Here is a 2,485-nt window from a genome sequence, read left to right as displayed (position 1 = left end):
TGTAAACGCTAGAATAAAGTTGACACTTTTTGCTCGATAGGATTTTACACTTTTGCTCAATCAATCTACTACTTTAGTAAAATAGATGGTGAAGTTATTTTACTGGAGGTTAGGATTTTGGAGGAGAAGTTAGTGTTATATATAAAGATTCACGAATTACATAAGAGAAAGTTTAAAGTAGCACAAATCGCTAAGGAGCTTAAGATCTCAAGACCGACTGTCTATAAGTATTTAGAAATGACATTCGATGAAGCAAGAGCCTATACTGAACAACCTTTGGGAAAGATGAAAAAACTAGATCACTATAAAGACTGGATACTTGCCTGGCTAGAAGAGTATCCCCACCTAAGTAGTGCTCAAATCCATGATTGGCTTTTGGAGAGATACCCCGACCTCGTGGTCGGCGGAAGTACTGTAAGAACATATGTGAAGGATATTCGGGAAGTCTATCAGATTGAGAAAAAGGTGATTGTCCGTCAATACCAAGCAGTTCCTGAACAACCGATGGGTAAACAACTCCAGGTAGACTGGGGTGAAACCAAACAGAAAACAATAGCCAACAAAGAAATCAAACTGTACTTTATCGCCTTTGTTCTCGCTCATTCCAGACATAAATATATGGAATGGCAAGCTCGTCCATTTACCACAAGAGATGCGATTCGTTGTCACGAAAATGCATTTCAGTTCTATGGAGGACAAACAGAAGAAATCGTCTATGATCAGGATCATTTAATCGCAGTGAGTGAAAATGCAGGACAGCTGCTTTTAACAGCTGAATTTCAAAGATATGTAAATGAGCGTAAATTCAAAGTTCACCTGTGCAGAAGAGCTGACCCGGAATCTAAAGGTATGATTGAAAATGTAGTGAAATACATAAAAGGCAACTTCGCTGACAGTCGAGTATTTAGTGACATAGAAGATTGGAATGAACGAGCGCGACAATGGCTCGAGCGTACTGGAAACCATCAGGTTCACCAGACAACGAAAAAAAGACCAGCAGAAGTGTTTCTCCTCGAAAAGCAACACTTACAGCCAGTCTCTTCGTTACTTTCATATGAAAGTACCAATAACCAAAGTATAACAAGAAGTGTAAGCAAGGACAACACAATCCGGTACAAGTCAAACCGTTATTCCGTCCCACTCGGGACTTATCAAACCATGAGTGAGAACCTTGTATGGATTGAAGTGAAAGATGAAGATGAAAAGACCCTTGTCATTCGCAGAGAAACAAAAGGTGAGGTTATTGCCGAGCATATTATCAGTTCTGAAAAAGGAAAACTTATTCAAAATCGGCATCATACCCGGGATCGCTCCAAAGGTGTTAAGGAGCTTAAGCAACGCCTCATTTCTTACTTTGAAGATCAGGTTCAGGCAGCAGATTACTTAGATGAGATTAGTCAGAGATACCCGAGGTATCGTCGAGACCAGTTTGCGATTATCTATAAGGTGATTCAACAGTATCCTGCATTAATTGATCTTATTTTGACCAAGTGCATGACAGAGAAGCTCTACAATGCAAATGATTTTCGTGATATCGCTCATCACCTTGATACATTACGAGATGAACCGGTTCAAGGAGTACAATCCTTTTACAAGAGTCCGCCAAAGCATTCTCATATTAAAGCCTCTACCCGTTCTCTCAATGCATATACTAGCATTTTAGGAGGTAGAGCATGATGAACAAAACTGTACATGAACTACAAGATCAATTTCGGCAACTACGCTTAGCAGAGACTGCGGAGGAGCTGCCACAGCTTCTTCGCGAAGCTGAAAAAGCATCATGGACCTACTTGGAATTTTTAGAGTCTATCACCCGATATGAATTAGCCAAACGTGAAGCGAAAAGCTTTGAGAAAAGAATGAAATGGGCACGCTTCCCTTTCGTGAAGTCGTTAGATGAGTTTGAGCTGAAAGGACAAAACGTTCTGACAGCTCGTCAGCTCTCTCAACTCCGGGAATTAAGCTGGCTGGAGCAACAGTACAATTTAATTCTTCTAGGTCCGCCTGGCATTGGAAAAACGTATATCGCAATTGGACTTGGGCTTGAGGCTGTTTACAGAGGGTTCAATGTTTATTTCGCTACAATGGGTGAACTTGTGCAGCTTCTAAAATCAGAAGAGTACCTCAATAAATCTAAAGTTCAGCTCAAAAGAATTAGAAATGCCGACCTTGTGATTATCGATGATTTAATGTATATGGCCATGGACCAGAGAGAAGCAAACTTATTCTTTCACTTGATTAATCATTTGTATGAACGAAGTTCAATCATCCTGACTTCAAATAAAAGTCCAGATGAGTGGGGTAATTTAATTGGGGACCAAGGGATTACAACAGCTATTTTAGATCGCTTACTTCATCGTGTGGAGGTCATCCATGGAGGTGAAAACGAGGAAAGTCATCGCATGAAAAACCGGAAAAGCATTTTTTCAGCAGAAGTGTAAAAAGGAAACGAGCAAAAAGTGTAAAATTCAACTTGACGTCTACA

2 protein-coding genes are annotated in these 2,485 nt (G+C 40.2%); both read left to right on the top strand.

Annotation, left to right across the window (positions count from 1 at the left end; translation table 11 throughout):
• Positions 1-132: 132 nt before the first annotated feature.
• Positions 133-1,677: an IS21 family transposase gene (istA, locus tag Q1B07_RS26385; RefSeq protein WP_299095718.1), complete on the top strand. Its 1,545-nt coding sequence runs from the start codon at positions 133-135 to the stop codon at positions 1,675-1,677.
• Complete coding sequence (gene istB, locus Q1B07_RS26380) at positions 1,677-2,441, top strand: IS21-like element IS643 family helper ATPase IstB (protein ID WP_299095716.1); 765 nt, start codon at positions 1,677-1,679, stop codon at positions 2,439-2,441. Before istA ends, istB begins: the two co-directional genes overlap by 1 nt.
• Positions 2,442-2,485: the final 44 nt, after the last annotated feature.

The sequence above is a fragment of the uncultured Metabacillus sp. genome (assembly GCF_947503125.1).
Classification (GTDB): domain Bacteria; phylum Bacillota; class Bacilli; order Bacillales; family Bacillaceae; genus Metabacillus.
The sequence above is the reverse complement of the archived record's forward strand: the minus strand, read 5'-3'. Positions and strand labels throughout refer to the sequence as shown.

Bases quoted from the DNA above. Each gene is read 5' to 3' on its own strand.
- istB (WP_299095716.1), top strand. From the start codon at position 1,677: ATGAACAAAACTGTACATGAACTACAAGATCAATTTCGGCAACTACGC.